This window comes from Streptomyces omiyaensis (genome assembly GCF_014650895.1).
GTDB lineage: Bacteria > Actinomycetota > Actinomycetes > Streptomycetales > Streptomycetaceae > Streptomyces > Streptomyces omiyaensis.
Map to the genome: position 1 here is coordinate 13,659 of NZ_BMVV01000027.1, position 16,497 is coordinate 30,155.

Annotated in this window: 7 protein-coding genes; 5 read left to right on the top strand and 2 right to left on the bottom strand. The window is 77.3% G+C overall.

The features are described 5' to 3' along the window. Positions 1 to 7: 7 nt before the first annotated feature. Positions 8 to 9,037 (bottom strand): non-ribosomal peptide synthetase, encoded by a 9,030-nt coding sequence (locus tag IE287_RS31425; RefSeq protein ID WP_189852637.1) that lies wholly within the window; start codon positions 9,035 to 9,037, stop codon positions 8 to 10. 335 nt (positions 9,038 to 9,372) lie between these two features. Between IE287_RS31425 and IE287_RS31430 the strand changes: the two genes are divergently transcribed. After that, positions 9,373 to 10,119: a thioesterase II family protein gene (locus tag IE287_RS31430; protein ID WP_189852638.1), complete on the top strand. Its 747-nt coding sequence runs from the start codon at positions 9,373 to 9,375 to the stop codon at positions 10,117 to 10,119. Positions 10,120 to 10,229: 110 nt separating this feature from the next. Here IE287_RS31430 and IE287_RS31435 read toward each other — a convergent pair whose 3' ends face one another. Further along, positions 10,230 to 10,988 carry a thioesterase II family protein gene (locus IE287_RS31435; protein ID WP_189852639.1) on the bottom strand — a complete coding sequence of 253 codons (759 nt, stop codon included), beginning with the start codon at positions 10,986 to 10,988 and terminating at the stop codon, positions 10,230 to 10,232. Positions 10,989 to 11,193: 205 nt separating this feature from the next. Here IE287_RS31435 and IE287_RS31440 point away from each other — a divergent pair, with 205 nt between their 5' ends. The 4 genes from IE287_RS31440 (at position 11,194) to IE287_RS31455 (ending at position 16,449) form a co-directional block, all read left to right on the top strand. After that, positions 11,194 to 11,499, top strand: coding sequence for an acyl carrier protein (locus IE287_RS31440; protein WP_189852640.1), 306 nt, complete (start codon positions 11,194 to 11,196; stop codon positions 11,497 to 11,499). Further along, the gene (locus tag IE287_RS31445; RefSeq protein ID WP_189852641.1) at positions 11,496 to 13,829 is read left to right on the top strand and encodes an amino acid adenylation domain-containing protein; all 2,334 of its coding nucleotides are present in this window, start codon (positions 11,496 to 11,498) and stop codon (positions 13,827 to 13,829) included. The genes IE287_RS31440 and IE287_RS31445 overlap by 4 nt, the downstream gene beginning before the upstream one ends. A 95-nt stretch (positions 13,830 to 13,924) precedes the next feature. Further along, positions 13,925 to 15,265 carry a vanadium-dependent haloperoxidase gene (locus IE287_RS31450; protein ID WP_189852642.1) on the top strand — a complete coding sequence of 447 codons (1,341 nt, stop codon included), beginning with the start codon at positions 13,925 to 13,927 and terminating at the stop codon, positions 15,263 to 15,265. A gap of 5 nt (positions 15,266 to 15,270) precedes the next feature. Next, positions 15,271 to 16,449: a hypothetical protein gene (locus tag IE287_RS31455; RefSeq protein ID WP_189852643.1), complete on the top strand. Its 1,179-nt coding sequence runs from the start codon at positions 15,271 to 15,273 to the stop codon at positions 16,447 to 16,449. Positions 16,450 to 16,497: the final 48 nt, after the last annotated feature.

Here is a 16,497-nt window from a genome sequence, read left to right on the forward strand (position 1 = left end):
CTGCTGTTTACCTTTCGGTCATCCTGCGCAGGGGTTTCCGGACGGAGGTCGACAGGCCGTCCCAGTGGCGGCCGAGTTCGGCGACGGTGGGCGCGGCGAAGAGGGTGCGGAGCGGGAGTTCGACGCCCAGGTCGGAGCGGACGCGGGCGGCGAGCCGGGTGGCGAGCAGCGAGTGGCCGCCGAGGGCGAAGAAGTCGTCGTCCAGGCCGACGCGCGCCACGCCGAGGAGTTCGGCGAAGAGCGCGCACAGGGCGGTCTCACGGGGCGTGCCGGGGGCCCGGTAGGGCGCGTCGGCGGCCTCGGGCCGGGGCAGCCGGGCGCGGTCCAGTTTGCCGTTGGCGGTGCGCGGGACGGCGGGGAGGAGGACCACGGCCGAGGGGACCATGTAGTCGGGCAGCCAGGCGCGGACGGAGCTCTGGAGCTCCCGGGCGGGCGGTGCCCCGGCGCCGTCCTCGGCGACGACGTAGCCGACGAGGCGACGGTCGCCCGGCTGGTCCTCGCGGACGACGACGACGGCCTCGCGGACCGCCGGGTGGCGGGTGAGGGCGTGCTCGACGTCTCCGGGTTCGATGCGGAAGCCGCGGAGCTTGATCTGGAAGTCGGCCCGGCCGAGGTACTCGATCTCGCCGGTGGGCGACCAGCGGGCCAGGTCGCCGGTGCGGTACATGCGGGAGCCGGGCGGGCCGTACGGGTCGGCGGTGAACCGGCCGGCGGTCATGCCGGGCCTGCGGTGGTAGCCGCGGGCGAGGCCGTCGCCGGCGATCCAGAGGTCTCCGGCGACGCCCGGCGGGACGGGCCGCAGGGCCGGGTCGAGGACGCGGACCCGCTGGTTGGCGAGGGGGGTGCCGATCGACGGGGGCGGGGCGTCGGCGACGTCCGCGAGGGTCGACCAGATGGTGGTCTCGGTGGGGCCGTACAGGTTGACGACCTGGGCGGCGTGGGCGGTGAGCAGGCCGGCGAGGGGGGCGGGCAGGGCCTCGCCGCCGGTGAGGACGCGCAGGCCGGCGAGGCGGCCGGCGTCGTGCAGGGCGAGCATCTGCCAGAGGGCGGGGGTGGCCTGCATGACGGTGGTGCCGGTCTCCTCGACGAGGTCGAGGAGGGCCTGCGGGGCGGCGACGTGGTCGCGGCCGGCGAGGACCACGCGGGCGCCGGTGGTGAGGGGCAGGAAGAGTTCCAGGGCGGCGATGTCGAAGGCGATGGTGGTGACGGCCGTGAGCGCGTCGGCGGGCGTCAGGCGGAGGGTCCGCTGCACGCCGGCGAGGAAGTTGGCGAGCGCCCCGTGGGGGACGACGACGCCCTTGGGCGTGCCCGTCGAGCCGGAGGTGTAGATGGTGTAGGCGGCGCGGCCGGGGGGTGTGGCGAGGCCGGGGTCGTGGGCGGGGTGGGCCGTGAGGTCGGTCCGGTCGAGGAGGTCGCGGTCGAGGACGAGGGCGGCCTCGCTGTCCTCGATCACGGAGCGGATGCGGGCGGCGGGGTGGTCGGGGTCGACGGGGACGTAGCAGCCGCCGGCCTTCCAGACCGCGAGGAGCGCCACGACGAGGTCGGCGGAGCGGGGCAGCAGGACGACGACCCGGCTCTCGGGTCCGACGCCCCGGGAGACCAGCCAGTGGGCCATCCGGTTGGCGCGGGCGTCCAGCGCGGCGTAGGTGATCCGCTCGCCGTCCGCTTCGAGGGCGACGGCGTAGGGGGTGGTCCCGGCCTGTTCGGCGAAGCGTTCCGGGGTGGTGCCGGCGGGGACGGCGAGCGCGGTGGCGTTCCAGTCGCGGAGGACGAGGCTCCGCTCGGTGCCGGAGAGGAGGTCGACGGCGGCGGTGCGGGTCTCCGGTGCGGCGGCGAACTGCCGCAGGACCCGGGCGAGCCGCTCGGCGACGGCCTCGACCGTGTCGGTGTCGAGGACGTCCGGGTGGTGCTGGAGGGTGACGGCGAGCATCGGGTCGGCCGCGGCGAGCACGGTCAGCGGGTAGTGGGTGGGCGCGAAGGGCCGGATGCCGGTGACGGTCAGCTCGGCGGAGGCGCCCGCGCGGGAGAGCGCGGCCCGGTCGACGGGGAACGACTCGAAGATCACGATGGTGTCGAAGAGCGCGGGCAGGCCGGTCGCCCGGTGGATGTCGCCGAGACCCACGTGGTGGTGGTCCAGCGTCCTGGCCTGGGCGTCCTGCACCGACCTGAGGAGGCCGGCGAGGCTCTCGCCGGGCGCGCACCGGACGCGCACCGGCACGGTGTTGGTGAACATGCCGACGGCGGTGTGCGCGCCGGGCAGGTCGGGCGGGCGGACGGTGACGGAGCTGCCGAGGACGACGTCGGTGGACCCGGTGAGTCCGGCGAGGACGACGGCCCAGGCGCCCTGGACGAGGACGTTGGGGGTGATGCCGCTCTCGGCGGCCCGCCGGACGACGAGCGCCGCCTCCTGCGGGGTGAGCGGGACGTCGACCTGGCCGACGTCCCGGCCGGGGGCGGTCCCGGCCGCGTCCGGCGCCCGCTCCCCGGCGGGGGCGAGGGCGGCGGCGAGGAGGGTGGGCTGGTCGACGCCGGAGAGCTCGTCGGCCCAGGCGGCGAGCGCCGCGTCGCTCTCGGCGGCGCCGCGGCGCGCCTGCCGGCGCAGGAACTCGCGGTATCCGTGCCCGGCGGGTTCCAGCGCGCCGGGCCCGTCGGCGTACAGCCGCATCAGCTCCTGCTCGACGATCGGCAGCGACCAGCCGTCGAAGAGGACGTGGTGGGCGGTGAGGGCGAGTTCGGAGCGGTCGGGGGCGAGGGTGACCAGGTGGAAGCGGAGCAGCGGGGCGGTGTCCTGCGGGAACCGCTCCTCGCGCTCCTCCGCGAGGATCCGGGCGAGGGTCTCCTCCTGCTCCCCCTCCCGGGCGCCGGTGAGGTCGAGGTGCCGGAAGGGCACGGTGACGCCGTCGACGACGACCTGGACGGGGTCGCCGGCGGCGGTGGACGCGAAGGCGACCCGCAGGTTGGGGTGGCGGTCGAGGAGGTGCTGGGCGGCGGTCCGCAGCCGGCCGGGGTCCACGGCCCCGTCGATCCGGAAGACGAACTGGGTCTGGTAGGAGGCGGCGGCCGCGTCGCCGAGCATGCTGTGGAAGAGCAGGCCCTGCTGGAGCGGGGTCAGCGGCCAGACGTCGCCGATCCGGCCGTACCGGCCCTTCCATCCGTCCAGGTCCCGCTGGGTCGCCGTCACCAGCGGCACGTCGGAGGGGGTGAGCCCGCCGGCGCCGGCGGCGGCCTGGGCGCGCAGTCCGCGCAGGGCCAGCTGCCAGGTGTCGGCGAGGCGGCGGACCTCGTCCTCGGAGAGCACGCCGGGGGCGAAGCCGAAGAAGGCCCGGAGCCGGTCGCCGTCGCCGGTCCGGGCGACGAGGGAGTCGAGCGAGAGGGCGGAGATCATCGGGGTGCCGGGAGCCGGCGCGGCGACGAGTCCGGCGGTCTCGGGTGCGGGCGTCCACGGGGTCTCGCCGTCCGCGCGGGACCCGTCGAAGGCGAACCTGCCGAGGTGGTTGAAGCCGACCTCGTCGGCGGGGAGTTCGCGCAGGACGGCGGCGGTCGTCTCGTTGAGGTAGCGCAGCAGGGTGTAGCCGATGCCCTGGTCGGGCAGGGCGCGGCGGCTCTCCTTGACGCGCCGCAGGGCCTCGGCGGCGGCCGGTCCGCCGGCGAGCGCGTCGGCGACGTCGAGGCCGGTGAGGTCGAAGCGGACCGGGTGGACGGTGGTGAACCAGCCGACGGTACGGGTCAGGTCGGCGCCCGGGACCAGCTCCTCCTGGCGTCCGTGGCCTTCGAGCCGCACCACGGGGCCGGGGCCGGCGTCCGGGCCCCGGTGGTCGGCGAGGGCGAGGACGAGGGCGGTGAGCAGCACGTCGTCGACGCCGCAGCGGAAGGCGGCCGGCACGGAGGTGAGGACGGCCGCGCCGAGGTCGGCGGGGACCTCGACGCGGTGGGTCCGCGCGGTGGCGGCGAGGTCGGTCGCCGGGTCGAGGCGGCGGGCGCCGAGCGGTTTCCCGGCCGGGGCCAGGATCCCGCGCCAGAGGTCGAGTTCGGCGGTGCGGGCCGGGCGGGCGGCCTCCTCGGCGAGCGCGTCGGCCCACTGCCGCGGCGAGGTGCCGACGGGGGCCGGGGCGGGGGTGCGGCCGGCGCGGAGCGCGTCGGCAGCCTCGGCGAGGTCGGGGACGATCACGCGCCAGGACATGCCGTCGACGACGAGGTGGTGGGCGGCGACGAGCAGCCGTCCGGGGAGGCCCGGGGAGGGCTCGAACCAGACGAGGCGGAGCATCTCCCCGGCGGTCGCGTCGATCTCCGCGACGGCGCGGGCGGCCTCGTCGGCGAGGAGCGCCTGCCAGGCGGGGCCGGTGAGGTCGTCGGGGCGGGGGACGCGCCGCAGGAGCCGGTCCGCCGCGACGGATCCGGGCGGTCCGACGTGGAGTTCGGTGCCGGAGAGCCGGGAGCGGAGCACGTCGTGCCGGTCGAGGACGGCGCCGAGGGCCGCGGTGAGGACACCGGCGGTGAGGCCGGCCGGCAGGGTCAGCACCAGCCACTGGGCGAGCCGGTCGAGGCCGGGGCCGTTCTCGGCGAAGAGGCGGGCCATGGGCGGCAGCGGGACGGGGCCGGCGGGGGCCGGCGCCTCCGGGGCGGCGGCCGGCGCGGCGACGGGACCGGCCGCGGCGGCGAGGGCGGCGACGGTGCGGCACTCGAAGACGGTCCGCGCGGTGAGGCCGAGCCCGCCGGCGCGGGCGAGCGTGACCACCCGCATCGCGGAGATGCTGTCGCCGCCCAGGGTGAAGAAGTCGTCGTCGAGGCCGACCCGGGCGGTGCCGAGGACCTCGGCGAAGGCTTCGGCGAGGAGTCGTTCGCCCGCGGTCCTGGCCACCCGGTGGGGGCGGCGCACGGCCTGCGGCGCGGGCAGCGCGGCGCGGTCGAGGGTGCCGTGCGCGGTGAGCGGCAGGCTGTCGTGGACGAGGAAGACGGCGGGCACCAGGTGGTCGGGGAGCCGGTCGGCGGCGAAGCGGCGCAGCTCGGCCACGTCCAGGCCGGCGCCGAAGTCCACGTCGAGGCCGGCGGCGCCGAGCCGCCCGGGGGTGCCGGGGACGACGTGGGCGACGAACCTGACGGACCCGTCGGACCCGTCGGGTCCCCCGTCTCCCCCGGAGTGCGGGACGACGGCCGCCCGGGCGACGCCGGGGTGGGCGGCGAGGACGGCCTCGGTGGTGGCGGGCTCGGCCCACAGGCCGCGGATCCGCACCCGCCGGTCGGCGCGGCCGGCGTGCTCCAGCTCGCCGTCGGCGTTCCAGCGGGCCAGGTCGCCGGTGCGGTGCATCAGGCCGCCGGGCGGGCCGAAGGGGCAGGGGACGAAGCGTTCCGCCGTCGCGCCGGGCCGGTGCGCGAGGCCCCGGGCGAGGCCGGTGCCGGAGACGTACACCTCGCCGACGACCCCGGCGGGCACCGGGTGGAGCCCGCCGTCCAGGAGGTGGATCCCGGTGTTCCGGACGGGCCGGCCGAGCGGCGCGCCGGCCGACCCGGTCCGGTGCTCCCACGCCGTCGCGTCGAGCGCGGTGCCGGCGGGGCCGTACACGTGGTGGAGGGGGACGTCGTACAGCGCGCGGAAGCGGGCGGCGAGGGCGGCCGGCAGGGCCTCCCCGCCGCACAGGACGCGCCGCAGGCCCTTGCAGGCGGTCGCGGCGGCCTCGTCGCGGACGAGGGCGGCGAGGACCGAGGGGGTGAGGTGCAGGGTGGTGGCGCCGGTGCGGCGGACCGCTTCGGCGAGCGCGGCGGCGTCCCGCTGCACGTCCTGCGCGGTCGTCGCGACGGCGGCGCCGGCGGTCAGCGGCCACAGGAGCTCCCACAGGGCGGGCGCGCCGAGCGCCGCCGGCGTCTTGTGGAGCACCCGGTCGTCCGGGTCGAGGCGGTACCGCTGCTGCATGCCGAGCAGGCCGTCGGCGAGGGCGGCGTGGGTGAGGACGAGGCCGGTGGGCGTCCCGGACTCCGCCGCCTCGTACCGCAGCCAGGCGGCGGCCGCCGGGTCCGGGGCGGGCAGCGGCGGCGCGTCGGGGTCCGCCGCGCCGTCGGCGCGCTCGACGGCGCTCGCCTCCCAGCGCGGTTCGCCGGCGTCGAGCGGGGTGACGGCGATGCCGTCGGCGCCGACGGCGGTGAGGAGGAGCACCGGGCGGGCGTCGTCGAGCACGGCCCGCATCGCGTCGGACGGGGCGCCGGGGTCGACGGGGAGGCAGACGGCGCCGGCCTTGAGGACCGCGCAGACGGCGACGGCGAGTTCGGCGGAGCGGGGCACGGCGACGGCGACGACCCGCTCCGGTCCGGCGCCGAGCCCGGCGAGCCGGCGGGCGAGGCGGTCGGCGCGGGCGGCGAGGCGGCCGTAGCCGAGGGTGGTGGTGTCGTGGACGACGGCGACGGCGTCGGGGGCGGCGGCGGCCCGCCGGTCGATCAGGGCGGTCACGGTCTCGCCGCCGGGCGCGGCGACGGGGCCGGTGCCGAGGGCGAGGAGCGCCGCCCGCTCGGCGGCGTCGACGGCGCCGAGGTCCTGGACGCGGGCGTGCGGGTCGGCGAGCGCGGCCCGGACGAAGGCGACGAAGCGCTCGACGAGGCCGGCGACGTCCTCGGGGCCGTAGAGCGTCCCGGGGGCGTCGAAGCGGACGTACAGGTCGCTGTCCGGGCCGCCGTCGCCGTAGGTGGAGATCCGGACCTCGTCGGGCAGGCCGAAGGTGCCGCCGGCGAACCGGCCGACGGCTCCGCCGAGGTCGATCTCCCGGAGGAAGGGGATGACGTTGACGACGGGCCCGAAGGGGCTGCGGGCGTCGCCCGCGTGGCCGGCGGAGCGCTTGATGAGGGCGACGTTGTACTCGGCGTGCCGCAGCACCCGCAGGCGTTCGAGGCGGACCGCCTCGGCGAGGGCGGCGACGGAGGCGGCCGGCGGCACGTCGACGGCGAGCGGCAGGGCGTTGGAGTAGAGGCCGAGGGCGTTCCGCAGCTCGCCGCGGCGGTAGTTGACGGTGAAGGAGAGGAGCGGCCGGGGCGTGTCGCACAGGCGCCGCAGGAAGGCGGTGGCGGCGGCAGTGAGCAGGTCGGGGACGCTGGTGCCGGCCGCTTCGGCGGCCCGCCGCCAGCCGTCGGTCTCGGTGGCGGGGACGCGGGCGGTGCGGCTGGAGACGCCGAGCGGGGCGGTGAGCCCGTCCCAGAATCCGGCGTCGTCCCCGGGCTCGGCGGCCCTCGGGCGGAGGCCGGCCGGGAGGCGGGCGGCGGTGGCGTCGGCCGTGACGTAGGCCTTCCAGAACTCCTCGGCGGCGGCGAAGCGCGCGGAGGAGCGGTAGGCGGTCTCCTTCTCGCCGGCGATCCCGGCCGGGGTGTCGCGCCGTCCGGGCACCGGCTCGCCGGCGCGCAGGGCGCGGTAGACCTCGGCGAAGCGCTGGGAGAGCACGGCGAAGACGCCGAAGGCGTCGGTGAGGATGTGGTGGAAGACCAGGCAGACGAGGTGGTGCCGGTCGCCGAGGCGGACGGTGCCGACGCGGAAGAGCGCGTCCGTGGCGAGGTCGAAGGGGCGCCGGATCTCCTCGGTGAGGAACTCCCGTGCGGCGAGGGCCGGTTCGGCGGCCGCGGCGACGTCGGCGTGGAAGGGCTCGAAGGAGTCGGGGGCACGGCCCACGAGGCGGAGCCCGCCGGTGCCGGTCTCGTCCCGCCGGAAGTTCACCAGGAGCGCGCCCGCCTCGCCCAGGGCCGTCCGCAGGGCCCGGTCGAGGTCGGCGAGGTCGAGGTCGCCCCGCACGTCCCAGATCGTCGTGGTGCTGTTCGGCACCTCGGGCGCGAGGTTCTGCTCGAGCCACATCGCCTCCTGCGCCGAAGAAACACCGCCGCTAGCACCCATGCAGACTCCCCGGAGAAGTAGGGCTCGGTCGTGGCCGGCACGCGGCGGAGCGCCGCCCGGTCGTGCGGTGCGCGGCTCCGGCGTCCCGGCCGGCGCAGGCCGCCCCCGCTCGCATGGGCCCCACCCTAGGAACGGATCCGCGCCCCATCCGGGCGCCTGAAAGATCTCGGCCAGACCCGACGGGGCGGCCCCGGGGACCCCGGAGAACACGGCGCCCCGCCCCTCGGGGAGGGGCGGGGCGGTGCGGCGCGGAGGTCCGGGCGCGGGCCGGCCGGCGGGCCACCGCGCGGGGCCCTCGGGGGCGTCCCCGACGGAGACCAGGGCGTTCTTGTCGGCCCGTCGCGACGGGGCCGGCGGCGCGTCGCCGTACCGGGGCGACTCGCGGGGAGCGGGCGGCGCGTCCCCGGGCGCGGCGGCCGGCGGGCGCACGTCGACGGCGTACCGGCCCTCGGGGAGCGCGGGGAGGAGTCCTTCGACGGTGTCCGGCGGCGGGTCCTGGACCCCGCGGTGGCGGAGGGCGGTGGGGACGAAGGCGTCCTCCTCGCCGAGCCGGGCGGGCGAGGCGTCGGCCGTCCCGGAGCGGTGGCGCAGCAGTCCGGCGGCGGTGCGGGCGCAGAGCCGGGCCCGGTGCCACGCGTCGCGCTCCGCCTCGTCCGCGAGGTCCGGGGCCCGGGCGTCGAGGAGGGCGGCCGGGGCGTCGGCGATCGGGCGCAGCCGGTCCGCGCCGGGGCTCCGTCCGACGGACCGGGAGGGGTCCCGCATCGCGACGGGTTCGGTCCAGCGGCCGTCCTCGCCGAGGAGTCCGTCGAGGACCTCGGCGGTGCAGGGGAGCGCCGCGGCGCCGCAGCGGGCGGCGAGGTGGGCGTGGAGGGCGGTGAGGGCCTGCCGGGGGCTCGCGGCGCCGGGCCTTTCCAGCGGGCCGTCGACACCGGCGAAGCGCACGCGCTCCGCCGCGGGCCGCCCTTCGTCGTGGGCGCACGTCCGGCGGACCGGTTCGCGAGGGGCGTCGGATCCGCCGAACCCGTGGCTGAATCCGCGTGCCATGACGTCGTCGAGGTCGCCGGTGCCGGGGGTGACGTAATCGTCGACGGGCGAACCCGCCGCGCAATCGCCCTCCAGCGCGACGATCCGGTATCCCTCGTCTTCGACGAGCTGCCGGAGGAGTTCGTCGCGCACGTCGAGGAGGGCGTCCTCGCCGTGGGCGGGCCCGTCCAGCGCGAACAGCCGCGGCCGGGCCCCGATCAGCCCCAGGACACGTGCCGCGGCGACGACTCGGGCGGCGTCCTCGATGGCGGCGGCGATACGCCCGGCCTGTCACCGGGTCTCCGGGTAATACCCTTCGGGATATCGGCGGAAGAGATGGCCGAACCCTTACCGGCGATTTTCCGACCCTCATTGAAATGATATTCGTACGACCTCTTTCTTACCGAACTCTTTCGGGAAATCGCATGCGGACGCGGAAAGTCCCAACGATGCAGTTCCCAAGGCGGGCGAGCGAGAGGGACGGACCGATGGGCCGATTGCGGGAACGAGGGTGGATCCGGACGCTGGCACCGGTCGAGGACCCCGCCGTCCGGCTGGTGTGCTTCCCGCACTCCGGAGGCTCGGCGACCGCGTTCCACGGCTGGACGGGCGCGCTGCCGCCCGGGGTGGCGCTCGCCGGCGTCCAGTACCCGGGCCGCGGCGACCGGTTCGGCGAGCAACTCGTGGACGACGTCGCCGAGATGGCCGGACGGGTCGTGGCGGAGCTGCTGCGGCTGCCCCCCACGGAGCACGTGCTCTTCGGGCACAGCCTGGGCGCCCTCGTCGCGTACGAGACCGCCATGCTGCTGCGGGACATGGGCGCCGAGCCGCGCCGGCTGTGCGCCTCGGCCTGCCTGCCGCCGGGCGCCATGAAGAACCGGGACGTCCACCTGGCGCCCGACGACGAGTTCTGGGCCGCGCTGGGCGCGCTCGGCGGCATCGACCCCGGCATCATCGAGAACGCCGAGATGCGGGAGCTGTTCACGCCGACGCTCCGCTCGGACCTGCGGGCCCACGCGCAGTACCGGCCGCGCGGCGGCACCACGTCGCTGTCCTGCCCGGTGAGCTGCTACCACGGCGACGGCGACCCGCTGGTGGACGAGGAGCGGATGGCCGGCTGGGCCGGCGTCACCTCGGGCCCGTACACGCTGCGGGTCCGCCCCGGCGGCCACTTCCACGTCTCCGGCGACGTCGCCGGCCTGGTCGCGGACGTCCTGGGCCGCGAACCGGTCTGAGCGGAGCGGAACCGGCGGGCGGCGGGGGCGCCCCGCCGGTCCGGCCGCCCGCCTGGGACGCGCCCCGCCGGCCCGGCCCGGCCGCCCGCCGGGGCGCCCCCCGGTCCTGCTCAGCCCCCCGCCAGGGCCTCCCGGACGGCCGCCGCCAGCTCCGCCGGACGGGCGGTCGGCAGGTCGTGGCCGCCCGGCAGCGAGACGAGCCGGAACGGGCCGGTGGTGAGCGCCTCCCAGGCCTCGATCCGGGCGGCCTCGACGGTGTGGTCGTCCCGGCCGAAGACCGCGACCGTCGGCACCGCGACCGGGTCGGCGCCGCCGCGCTCGTACAGCTCCAGCTCGTACTCCTCGACGAGCCGGTAGTCGGCGCGCAGGGCGGGCTCGACGATGTCGAGGAGTTCCTCGTTGGCGAGGAGCATCGACGGCAGGTAGCCGTCCGCCACCACCTGCTTCAGGAACTCCGGCCGCGGCAGCCCCCAGGTCGGCTCGCGGCGCAGGCTGCCGGGCGCCGGGTGCGAGGAGACGACCAGCGCCCGCACCCGCCCGGGGCCCAGCCGCCGGGCCACCTCGTAGGCGATCGCCGAGCCGGCGCAGTGGCCGTACAGCACCACCGGGCGCCCCTGCGCGTGCCGGAGCAGCTCGGCGGCGACCTTGTCGGCGAGCACGGGCATCTCGGTCTCGACGGGGTCCTCCAGGCGGGACTCCCGGCCCGGCAGCCGCACCCCGAACGCGTCGTAGGCGTCGGCCAGTTCGAGGCAGAGCGGGCGGACCGTGGTCACGCCCGCGCCCGCGTGCGGGAAGGCGTACAGCGCGCACTCCCGGGGCTCGTCGCGGGAGGCACCGACGAACCAGCGACTTCTCGTGTGGGTTCCCATGCCCGTGAGGATGACCAGTCGCCGCCGCCCGGGGGCGCCGACCCTGACTGACCTCTGAAAGATCCTCGGACAAGCTCCGACCGCCGCGGCAAGACTGGCACCCCGTTCGCGCCGGTGAGAATCCGCCACCGCGCGGCGAGGCGACGAGGCCGCGGCGGAAGCCGGTTGACGACACAGAGCACCGCGAGAGACGCAGGAGCGAGTGGTGGACGACTTCGGAACGGCCGGGGCGGCGAGCCCGGACCACGGCGACGACGGCGCACGGCTCGACCGGGTGCGCGCGCTGGTGCGGGCCCGGTGGGCGGACGCGCTGGAGGGCGAGGCCTTCGGTGACGACGACGACTTCTTCGAGGCGGGCGGGCACTCCCTGCTGATCGCCGACATCATGGCCGGGCTCGGGCGGACGGCCGGCACCCGCCTGCCGTTGCGCCTCTTCTTCGACAACCCGACCGTGAACGAGCTGACCACCGTGCTGGCGGCCCACGAGGCCTTCCGGTCCCCGGCCCGGTGAGCGCCCCGCCGGCGTCCTTCCCGGACGCCCCCTGGAGCGGCTGGAACGACACCGGGCGACGGTTCCGCGCCGACGCCACCCTCTCCGGCCTGGTCGCCGAGGCCGCCCGCCGGCATCCGGACCGCCCGGCGGTCGTCACCTCCGACAAGGAGGTCCTCACCCACGGCGAGCTGGACCGCCGCTCCGACCGGCTGGCGCGGCTGCTGCGCGGACGCGGGCTGGGCCGGGGGTCCGTCGTGGGCGTCCTGTGCGGCCGCGACGCCGGGGCCCTCGTCGGCCTGCTCGCGGTGGTCAAGTGCGGTGCTTCCTACGTGCCGCTCGACCCGGCGTGGCCCGCGCCGCGGGTGGTCGGCCTGCTCGACCGGCTCGGCGCGACGGCCGTGCTCACCGACCGGGCGCACCTGGCCGCCGTCCAGGAGTTCCGGTGGGAGGTGCGGTCGCTGCGCCACGTGTTCTGCCCGGACATCGCCGAGGAGCACTCCTGGACGGCCGGCTTCCGGCGCGAGCGGGTGGCGGACTTCTTCGACTACGTGGCCGGATCCGACGATCCGCTCGAAGCCGCCGGCTTCAACCTGCGGCGCGCGGAGCGGCCCTTCGGCGAGGAGGACGTCCGCGGCTACCGGGACCACGTGGTCCGGTTCGCGCGCTCCGCGACGGGCGCCGCGCGGCCCTCGGTCCTGGAGGTCGGCTGCGGCTCCGGCCTGATCGTGGAGGCCCTGGCGCCGGAGGCGTCCCGGTACGTCGCCGTGGACCCCTCGCCGGTCTCGGTGGCCCGCAGCCGGGAGGCGGGGGCGCGCGCGGGCGCGGCGGTCGAGGGCGTGGTGTGCTTCGCCCACGAGGCCGCCGAGCGGGTGAGCGGCCCCTTCGACGTCATCCTGCTCGCCAGCACCGTGCAGTTCCTGCCGGACCTCGACCATCTGACCGGCGTCCTCGACGGCCTCCTCGGCCTGCTCGCCGAGGACGGCGTGATCGTCCTCGCCGACCTGGTGGACCCCGCGCCCGGCGCGGCCGCGGGGCTGCGGGTGTCGCCCCGCTACGTGGAGCGCCTCCCCGAGCTGCTGCCGGCGGTGGCCCGCACGGAGGTCCACCGCCGTCCCGGCGGGGCGTTCGCGGGCGAGCTGGCCGAGCGGTACGACGCGGTCGTGCGGGTCGCCCCCGGCGGGCGCGGCGCGATGCGGCGGGAGCCGCTGTGGACCGGGCACCACGCGGAGCTCTGTCCGGACCGGCCGCCCGCCGACGGTCCGACCCCCGACGACGTCTGCTACACGATCTTCACCTCGGGGTCGACCGGCGCCCCCAAGGGCGTGTCCGTCACCCACCGTTCGGCGGTCAACCTGGTCGACTGGATGAACCGCGTCCACGGCGTCGGGCCGGGCGACGAACTCCTCTTCGTCACCTCCTTCTGCTTCGACCTGTCCGTCTACGACGTCTTCGGCGTGCTCGCCGCCGGGGCGACCGTGCGGATCGCCTCGGAGGCCGAACTGGCGGAGCCGGACGCCCTGGTGGACCTCCTCGAACAGGGCACCGTCACCCTCTGGGACTCGGCGCCCGCCGCCCTGGCCATGATCATGCCCTTCGTCGGCTCCCGGCCGCCCACCGGCCGCGGCGCGCTCCGCCTGGTCCTCCTCAGCGGCGACTGGATCCCGGTGCCCCTCCCCGACCGGGTCCGCGCGGCCTTCCCGAACGCCGAGGTCGTGTCGCTGGGCGGCGCCACCGAGTGCACCGTCTGGTCGAACCGGTACCGGGTCGGGGAGGTGGACCCCGGGTGGCCGAGCATCCCCTACGGCACCCCCATGCAGAACGCCCGCTACTACGTCCTCGACGACGCCCTGCGGCCCTGTCCGCTCGGCGAGGAGGGCGACCTCTACATCGCCGGGACCTGCGTGGCCCTGGGGTACGCCGCGGCCCCCCGGCTCACCGCCGGCCGCTTCCTGCCCGACCCGGGGGCCCCGCTGCCCGGCGGGCGCATGTACCGCACCGGCGACCGGGCCCGCTGGCTGGCCGAGGGGGAGCTGGAGTTCCTCGGCCGCCTCGACGACCAGGTGAAGGTACGCGGCTACCGCGTCGAACTGGGCGAGGTGCAGGCCGCGTTCCTCCAGGTGCCGGGGGTCCGGGCGGCCGCGGTGGTGGCGCCTTCCGGCCCCGGTGGGCGGACCCTGGCCGCCTTCTACGTACCGGAGGACGGGCCGCTGCCGAGGGCGGAGCTCGTCCGCGCCCTCAAAGCGGCGCTCCCGGCGTACATGGTCCCCACCCGGCTCGTCGCCCTCGACGCCCTGCCCCTCACCCCCACGGGCAAGGTCGACCGGGCGGAGCTGCTGCGCCGGCTCTGACCGCCCGCGCCCGCCCCTCCCCTTCCCTCCCCTTCCCGCCCCTCCGCCCCGATGACCGCACCCCGATTCCCACACCCCGATGGAAAGGCAACACGATGACGACAGGATCTCCTGGATCGTCGGTACCCCCCCTCGCCGCGGGCACCTCCCGGCGCCGCCTGCTGGTCGCCGCCGCCGGTGTCGCCGCGGGCACGGCGGGCCTCGTCGCCCTCCCGGCGACCGCGCGGGCCGCCGCCCCGGCGCCCGCGGGGACCGGCACCGCCACGGACCTCGTGGGCCCGTGGCTCGACGAGATGCTGGCGGCGTTCGCCGCGTCCCCGATGCACGGACTGCCCGAGCGCACCTGGGCGATGGGCTGGACGGCGGCGTGGGCGGCGCTCGGTTCCCGGCGGGCGGCGGCGGTACGGGCCCCGGAGCGGCGCGCGGTCTTCGAGGACGCCGCCGTGGCGACCGCGGTGCACGGCGTGCTCCTGGCGCTCGTCCCCGACCAGGCCGTCCGGCTCGACGGGGTGCTGGCGCGTTCGCTGGCCGGGCTCGCCGCCGGCGGCGCCAAGGAGGCGGGCGTCGCCGCCGGCCGGGAGGCCGCCGCGGAGACGGTCGCGGCGCGCACCGGCGACGGCCTCGACATGGCGTCCGTGAACGTGCCCTTCACCCTGCCGCCGGAGGCGCCCGGCGTCTACCGGTACACGCCCGGCCAGACGATGCTGGTCGGCGCCGGGTACGGCAGGGCCCGCACCTTCCTGCTCGGCCGGGCCGACCGCTTCCGGCCGGGCCCGCCGCCGGCGCTGGGCACCGCCCGCTACCGGAGGGACCTCGCCGAGGTCCGCCGGCTCGGCGGCGTGGTCTCCGAGCGCACCGAGGAGCAGACGGACACCGCGTGGCTGGACCCGCTGAGCCACTACGTGCCGGCGCTCCGCGCGCTGGTCGGGCAGCGGAGCCGCTCCCGCCGGAACAAGGTGCTGGTCCTCGCGGCGCTGGGCGCGTCGATCGTGGACTCCAGCATCGCCTGTTTCGACGCCAAGTACGCCCGGCTGCACTGGCGTCCGGTCACCGCCATCCGCCTCGCCGACACCGACGGCGACCCGCGCACCACCCCCGACCCGGCGTGGGAGTCGTTCCTGCAGACCCCGCCGCACCCCGAGTTCCCGAGCGGTCACGCGGTCACCGCGGGCGCCGCCGAGCAGGTCGTGTCGTCGCTGGTCGGGCCGTACAGCCCGGTGGAGTTCACCAGCACGTGGCAGCGGGGCGACGGCAAGGTCGTGACCCGGCACTACCCGCGCGGGACCGCGTGGACGACCCTCACCCGGGAGAACGTCGACGCCCGGGTGTTCGCCGGCGTCCACTTCCGCTTCTCCGACGAGATCGGCGCCGACCTCGGACGCGACGTCGCCCACCACAACCTGCGCCGCCTCGCCCGCGGCCACGCGGGCCGGTGAGCGCGGTGGGAAGACGGCGGCTCGCGGCCGCCTCCGCCGTCCTGGTCCTGGCGGCGACGGGCGGCGGCCTGTCCGGACCGGCGTTCGCCGCGCCGGCGGCCGGAGAGGCCCCCGCGGCGGCCGCCGCCTCGGCCCCCGGCAGCGGGACGGACCGGTACGGCGTCCGTTTCCACCCGGTCGGCTCGCTCGCCGGTCCCGGCGCCGCGAGCGAGGCCTTCGACATCAGCGACCGGGGCGTCGTCGTGGGCGCCGCCGCGGTCCCCGGCTCCACGGTGGCGCACGCCTTCGTGAGCGACCCCGACACCGACGCCGGCCGGCTCGTCGACCTCACGCCGTCCGAGACGCGCGGCACCCGCGCCGAGGCGGTCAACCGGTCCGGCACGGTGGCCGGGACGCTCGGGACGGTGCCGGGGGCCGGGCTGCCGCAGCCCTTCGTCTGGCGGCCGCGCACCGGCCTGGAGGTCCTTCCGCTGCCGCCCGGCTCCTCGGGCGCGCAGGCCGTGGACATCAACGACGCGGGCACGGTGCTGGTCGTCGGCACGGACGCCACGGGCGTCGGCCTGCCGGTCGGCTCCTTCCTGTGGAACCCGTCCACGCGGACGTACCGCACGCTCCCGGCGACCGGTCCGGCCGGCACCGCCGCGCCGGTGCCGATCGCGCGGACGCTCGACGAGCGCGGCGGGGTGGCCGGGGGGCTGGTCTCCCCGTCCGGGAACCAGACGTGGCACCACACCGCGACGGTGTGGGAGCCCGGCACCCTGACCCCGCGCACGCTCGCCGCGGGCGGCGGCAGCGACACCTTCGCCACCGACCGCAACGAGCGCGGTCTGGTCGTCGGCTGGCGGATGAACACGCCGGGCACGGCGCCCACGGCGGTCTACTGGCCGGACGCGGACGCGGCCCCGGTCGCGCTCCCCGGCCAGGTGGCCTTCGAGGTCAACGACGACGGCCGGATCGTGGGCATCCGTCCCGTGCCCGGCTCGGCCGCTTTCCCGTTCGCCGCGGTGATGTGGGAGCCGGGGGACGGCGGCCGGGTGCGGACCACCGACCTCGACGACCAGGGCCTCGGCTCGTACGCGAACGCCGTCAACTCCTCCGGGAAGACGGCCGGGTTCGTGGTGACGCCGGGCGCCTCGGCCCCGTACAACGCGGGCGGCTGGTGGAACCCGCCCCGCCGGGGCTGACGCCCCGGTCCCCGCGCCACGGAAGCGGCCGCCCCCTCGCGATCGAGG